Source organism: Streptomyces sp. NPDC001732 (assembly GCF_053596315.1).
On record NZ_JBSFFY010000139.1, the window covers coordinates 1 to 6,136 of the forward strand.

Genomic DNA, 6,136 nt, shown 5'->3' on the forward strand with positions numbered 1-6,136 from the left:
TCCCCTTGCCGGTCCGACACGGGGAACCGGCGGGGGCGGCGCAGGTGGACATCGGGCAGCCGTGCGATTCCACGCGCTTGAAGTCGTCACTCACGACCGCTGGCTGTTTCATGAGGGTGTTACAGGAGTCCAGTCGTGTGCAACGACTCATGAAACATGATCGCCGCAGGTGAGCCACCAGGCCGTCCGGTGTTCCATGAGTGACCACCTACGAAACATCCGGCCTGCCGGGCCGGCGCGCCCTGGGCGACCGAGGCGCCGCTGGAGCGGCATGGGTCGCCCGGTGGCCCCGGTCGCGGTGCTCAGCTGGGAGGTGGAGGACGTCGCGGGGGATGAACTCGGCGACGGCCACGGCGACGACGTCAGTGGCGCGCCGGATGTCCTGGGCGATCCGGTTGACTTCGGCGCCGGTGAGGCCGTCGGGAACCCGGGCCGGGCCGAAGCTGCCCTCGGTTCCGTCGATCGCGTCGACGTCGAGGTGGAGTGCGACATGGGAACAGGAGCCTTTAGGAGGCCGGGTGAGTCACAGGGGCGAGACCGCGCAGGCCGGCCCAGTGGGAGGAGCGGAGGAGCGCGGCTGCCCGTTCCATGGTTGCCTGGTCGACGGTGGCGGCCGTCTCGTTGCCCGCGCCCAGGTCCTTGGCCGTGATGTGGAGAACGCCGGCGGCGTCGTAGTCGGCCGTCACCTCGATCTGCGGCACGCCGCGGGGTACGGGGGGCAGGGCAATTTCGAGGACCGCGAGAGTCCGGTTGCGTGCCGCGTCCTCTCGCTCGCCCTCCACGACGTGGAGCACCACTGTGGGCTGGTGGTCCGTGTGCGTGGTGAAGATCTCGGAGCGCTTCGTGGGGATGGTCTCGTTCCGCGGGAGCAGCTTCGTCGTGGTCCCGTCGTGCGTTTCGATGCCGATCGAGTGGGGGGCGACGTCGAGGAGCAGCACGTCCTTCACCACCCCGGTCAGGACGCCCGCCTGGAGCACCGCGCCATGGGCGACGGCTTCCGGGCTCAGGCCCTGGTAGGGCCCATGGCTGCCCGTGAGCCGGCGGATCAGGTCGCCCACCGCGGGCATCCGGGCGGCGCCGCCCGTCAGGACGACCTGGTCGATGTCGGCGAGCGTGTGCTCGGCGTCGGCGAGGACGCGTTCGACGGGGGTTCGGCAGCGTTCCAGCAGGTCCCGGGTGAGCGTCTCGAACTCCTCGCGGGTCAGTTCCTCTTCGAGGTGGACGGGGCCGTCCGGTCCGGTGGCGAGGTAGGGCAGCCGGAGGGTCGTGGTGCGCGCCGCCGACAGTTCGATCTTCGCCGTCTCGACCGCCTCGTGCAGCCGCTGGGTCGCGGCGACGTCGCCGGTGAGATCCACGCCGTGCCGCAGTCGTACGCGGTCGGTCAGGTGCTCGACGATCCGCTGGTCCCAGTCGTTGCCGCCGAGTCGGCTGTCGCCCGCGGTGGCGTGAACCTCCACGACGCCGTCGTCGAGTTCGATGAGGGAGACGTCGAGGGTCCCCCCGCCGAGATCGAAGATCAGGACGGTGCAGTCCTCCCGGTGCAGGCCGTAGGCCATCGCCACGGCCGAGGGCTCGTTGATCAGCCGCAGGACGTTGAGCCCGGCCTGTTTACCGGCCCGGACCAGCGCGGCCCGCTGGTCGTGACCAAAGCCGGCGGGCACCGCCAGCACCGCGTCGGTGACCGGGCAGCCGAGGTGGGCCTCGGCGTCCTGGCGCAGGCGGGCGAGGATCAGCCCGGCGACGTCCTCGGCGGTCAGCCGGACATCGCCCCGCGCGACACGCCAGCCGGTGCCCAGCTTCAGCTTCGCGGCGCGCGCGGTGGAGCCGGGGTTGGTGAGGGCCTGCCGCTCGACGGCCGTGCCGATGAGGGCGTCCCCCTCGACGGTGAGGGCCACCAGGCTGGGAGTGGTATGCGCGCCCTGGGCGTTGGGGATCAGCGAGACCTCGCCGCCTTCCATGACGGCGACGGCCGAGTTCGTCGTGCCGAAGTCGATGCCGACGGTGGCCGGACGTGCCGCGTCCGGTCCGCCGTCCGGCGGAGCCGTGGCCTCGGCGGCTTCGGTGTAAGGGGCGGTCGGGGGTGTGGCGTACCGCTGGACGAGGGTGGTGACGGCATCCGGCCACGGGGAGACACCGGGGAAGTCGTCCGTCGGCTCCCAGCGCGCGCCGATCCACTCCAGCAGCGCTGTGAGCGTGGGCCGTTTGCGGGGATCCTTCGTCAGGCACGCGCCGACCAGTTCGCGCAGCGGTCCCGTGAGTCCGTCCAGCCGGGGCCGCCCGTTGACCACCCGGTGGAGCACCGCCAGCGGCGGGCCCTCCCCGAAGGGCCCGGTACCCGTGGCGGCGAAGGCGATCACCGCCCCCAGCGCGAACACATCGCCGGCCGAGCCGACTTCGCTGCCCTCGGCCTGCTCGGGCGCCATGAAACCAGCCGTCCCCACCACCAAGCCGGTCGTCGTCAGTGCGGTGTCCTCCAGCGTCCGCGCAATCCCGAAATCGATCACCCGTGGCCCGTCGGCGGCCACCAGGACGTTCGACGGCTTCAGGTCCCGGTGCAGCACCCCCACCGCGTGAATGGCCTGCAACGCCTCCACCAGCCCCGCCGCCAGCCGCCACACCGCCCCTTCGGGCAACGGCCCCGTCAAGCCGACCGCTTTCGCCAGATCGGGCCCCGGAATGTAGACGGTTGCGATCCACGGCCGGTCGTCCTCCGGCCCGGCGGCCATCACCGGAGCCGTGAACGCCCCGCCCACTGCCCGCGCCGCCGCAACCTCCCGCGCGAACCGCCGTCGGAACTCCTCTTGCCGTGCCAGATGCGGATGCACCACCTTCACCGCCGCCGCCCGCCCACCCGGCGACCGGCCCAGGAACACCTCGCCCATCCCGCCGGCACCCAGCCGGCCCCGCAGCCCGAACCCACCCACCCTCTCCGGGTCCCCGGCCCTCAGCGGCTCCACCCCGGCCCCCCTTCCTCACCCAGCACCCACGGCCCGGCGCCGACGTCCGGCACCCCCACGCAGGTTACGTTCCCCCGGCTCCGGCCGTGGCCAGCCAGAGGGCCGAGTTCACCGTGCGGGCCCCGCATCCGGATGTGCCTGGCCGTACTTGCCGAAGGTGCGGACGGCAGCTGCTGCCAGGCGCAGCGTTCTCGGCCAGACCCTGCCCGGCCCGGCTCCTCACGACGCACCCGCTGGCAGCACGGCGTCCCCAGCCGCCCGGCGCGGGCCGGGCAGCATCGCCGACAGGGACAGCTCAAGGCGGGAGTCCATGTCCAGGCGGAACGTGCCATAGGGGTTGATGTTCGACCAGAACAGCGCGGTCAGGCCGCGCCGGTCCTCGACGGTGAGCTTCTTGGCCCACCTCGGCTCGGCCAGGACCTGCTGGAGCAGCAGCGTGTTGACGTGCACAAGCGCGGACTGAAGGAGGTGCAGCGCCAGCATCGAGGTCTCGGCGTGCTCCTTGTCCGGACCGGTCAGCGCCGTCCTTGCCGTAGTGGAGCACGGTGTTCGCGCTGTTCCAGTTCTCCACGACCTGGAGGCCGCTGTGGATCTCGCGGCGCAGGTCGGGGCTGGCCAGGTAGTCGCAGGTTCTGTGGAATCTGATTTGTCAAGTAGTTCAGTCTTTGCCCTGGTTGACGGCAACGATCGGCAGGAGCGTGGCCGTCGCTGGAACGCCGATCTCGCGGGGTGTCACCCCAGCTGGTGCGGGAACGTCGGCCAGCCGTTTCAGCAGCTGGTCGAGCGCGGCCTGACCGTCATCGACGGCGGCGCGTTCCGCGTCGCTGAGCGGGACGCTCGCCAGCATGCGCTGGAGGTTGTCCTTGGCCTCCAGAAGCTGGCCCTTGCTGGAGCCCTTCGGTGTGTAGAAGTCGCAGCGAGCACAGGCCGTCCGGTGCGGGCACTGCTCGAAGAACGTGTAGGTGCAGAACCCGTGACCGAGGTCGTAGTACTGCCCCGGCTCACCCGACGCGGCCGCTCCGGAGGTAACCGCGTCCCGGTCGACCAGGACCTCGATTGTCCGGACGTTGCGCTCGAAGTACCCGGCATCGTTGTAGGCCCTGGCCAGCGAGTTCGGGGTGATCTTGGCGTAATGCTGAGTAGCCTCCGGGCTCCGGTGGCCGAGCCAGGCTTGCAGCTCGAAGAGCGTCATCGGCTCCTTGGCGTTGTAGAGCTGGCTGGCGATCGTTGACCGGGCCCGGTGACTGGTGATGTTGCCCCGGACGTCGGCGGTCGGGACACCGGCCTTGCGGCAGAACGACGGGATGACCGCGATGTTGATGTAGGTGTTCGCGAGGCATTTGGCCCGGTGCGCGAACAGGAAGTCCCCCTGCTCACCCGTCTTGCGGTCCAGTATCTTCGGCTGGTGCGGCCGTGCATCCTGCCATGCCTCGATCGCCTTGCCCAGCAGGGATCGATGGGCTTGGTGAAGGAGGTGAGGTCTTGTGGGTGGGGACGTCCAGCAGGCAGACGGCGTCGCGCGCCAGCACCTCGTCGGAGTCGCCGGGAATGGGGAAACCGTCGTGCTGCCAGCGGATGCAGCCCGTGCGGAGGCGGGATGTCTCGCCGCTGCGCAGGCCGCCGAACAGCCAGGTCAGGGTGACGGCCCGGATGAGTTCGATCGGGTAGCACAGTCCGTAGGTGTTGGTCGGGAAGGAGGAATGCTCAGATCCTGTGGATCGGGTCGGGAGGGCGTACCTTCCCGGGTGATTGATCGATAGGTCACTGAGCAAGGCCGACATTGCAGCGTCGGTCGAGAAGGCCCGCCCTGTGCTCACCGTAGTCAACGATGACGGCACTGCGCGAGAAGGCTCCCTGCTGGACGAGATCGTCCGGGAGGGAGCAAGGCGGATGCTGGCCGCCGCTCTGGAAGCAGAAGTCAACACCTATATCGCCGAGTTGGCCCACGAGCAGGACGAGGTGGGGCGGCGTCTGGTGGTCCGCAATGGCTACCACCAGCCCAGGAAGGTCACCACCGCCGCCGGCGCGATCGAGGTGAAGGCTCCGCGGGTGAACGACAAGCGTGTCGACGAGACCACCGGCGAACGTAAGCGGTTCTCCTCGGCGATCCTGCCCCCCTGGTGCCGCAAGTCCCCGAAGGTCGCCGAGGTGCTGCCGCTGCTCTACCTGCACGGCCTGTCCTCCGGGGACTTCGTGCCCGCGCTGGAGCAGTTTTTCGGCTCCTCCGCCGGGCTCTCGTCGGCCACCTTCACCCGCCTGACCACCCAGTGGCAGGCCGACCACGCCGCCTTCCAGGAGCGCGACCTGTCCAGCACCGACTACGTCTACGTCTGGGTCGATGGCATCCACCTGCGCATACGTCTGGAGGAAGCCAAGGCTGCCGTCCTGGTCGTCATTGGCGTGCGTGCGGACGGCACCAAAGAACTGGTAGCCATGGCCGACGGCTACCGGGAATCGTCCGAGTCGTGGGCTGGGCTGCTGCGGGACTGCGCGAGACGGGGCATGCGCGCCCCGGTCCTCGCGGTCGGCGATGGCGCACTCGGGTTCTGGAAGGCCCTGCGTGAGGTCTTCCCCGCCGCCCGCGAACAAAGGTGCTGGGTTCACAAAACGGCCAACGTCCTGGACGCCATGCCGAAGTCGGCCCAGCCCGCGGCGAAGAAGGCGATCCAGGACATCTGCAACGCCGAGGACCGCGAGCATGCCGAGCGGGCCATTCAGACCTTCGCCAAGCTCTACGGCGCGAAGTTTCCCAAGGCCGTCAAGAAGATCACCGACGATCAGGACGTCTTGCTGGAGTTCTTCGACTACCCGGCCGAGCACTGGATCCACCTGCGGACCACCAACCCCATCGAGTCGACCTTCGCCACCGTCCGGCTCCGCACCAAAGTAACCAAGGGCGCTGGCTCCCGCGCCGCTGGCCTGGCGATGGTGTTCAAGCTCGTCGAGTCCGCCCAGGCGCGCTGGCGGGCCGTCAACGGATCCCACCTCGTCCCGCTCGTCCGCGCCGGGCCCGCTTCGAACGCGGCCAGCTCATAGAGCGCCCCGAGGCGGTGGCGGCATAACCGGAGCCCTCACTGTTCTGGCTACTGAGGTTGAACTCGTGGAGTCGTAGGGGCTGACGGCTGGTCGTCCGTGCGGTATCACCGGAGCATGCGGTATCCACAAGGGGGCGGGCTGAC

General features: G+C 69.8%; 2 protein-coding genes and 2 pseudogenes. 1 reads left to right on the plus strand and 3 read right to left on the minus strand.

Annotation, left to right across the window (positions count from 1 at the left end; all coding sequences use genetic code 11):
* Positions 1–506: 506 nt before the first annotated feature.
* From ACWCXX_RS40290 to ACWCXX_RS40300, 3 genes and pseudogenes are all read right to left on the minus strand, one after another.
* Entirely contained in the window at positions 507–2,957 is a 2,451-nt protein-coding gene (locus ACWCXX_RS40290; protein WP_451136167.1) for an Hsp70 family protein, read from the minus strand.
* A 219-nt stretch (positions 2,958–3,176) separates the two neighbouring features.
* Positions 3,177–3,528: pseudogene (locus ACWCXX_RS40295) on the minus strand (Tn3 family transposase).
* An 87-nt stretch (positions 3,529–3,615) separates the two neighbouring features.
* Positions 3,616–4,407, minus strand: coding sequence for a tyrosine-type recombinase/integrase (locus tag ACWCXX_RS40300; RefSeq protein ID WP_451136169.1), 792 nt, complete (start codon positions 4,405–4,407; stop codon positions 3,616–3,618).
* A 359-nt stretch (positions 4,408–4,766) separates the two neighbouring features.
* Between ACWCXX_RS40300 and ACWCXX_RS40305 the strand changes: the two are divergent.
* Positions 4,767–6,019, plus strand: a pseudogene (locus tag ACWCXX_RS40305) (IS256 family transposase).
* Positions 6,020–6,136 lie beyond the last annotated feature (117 nt).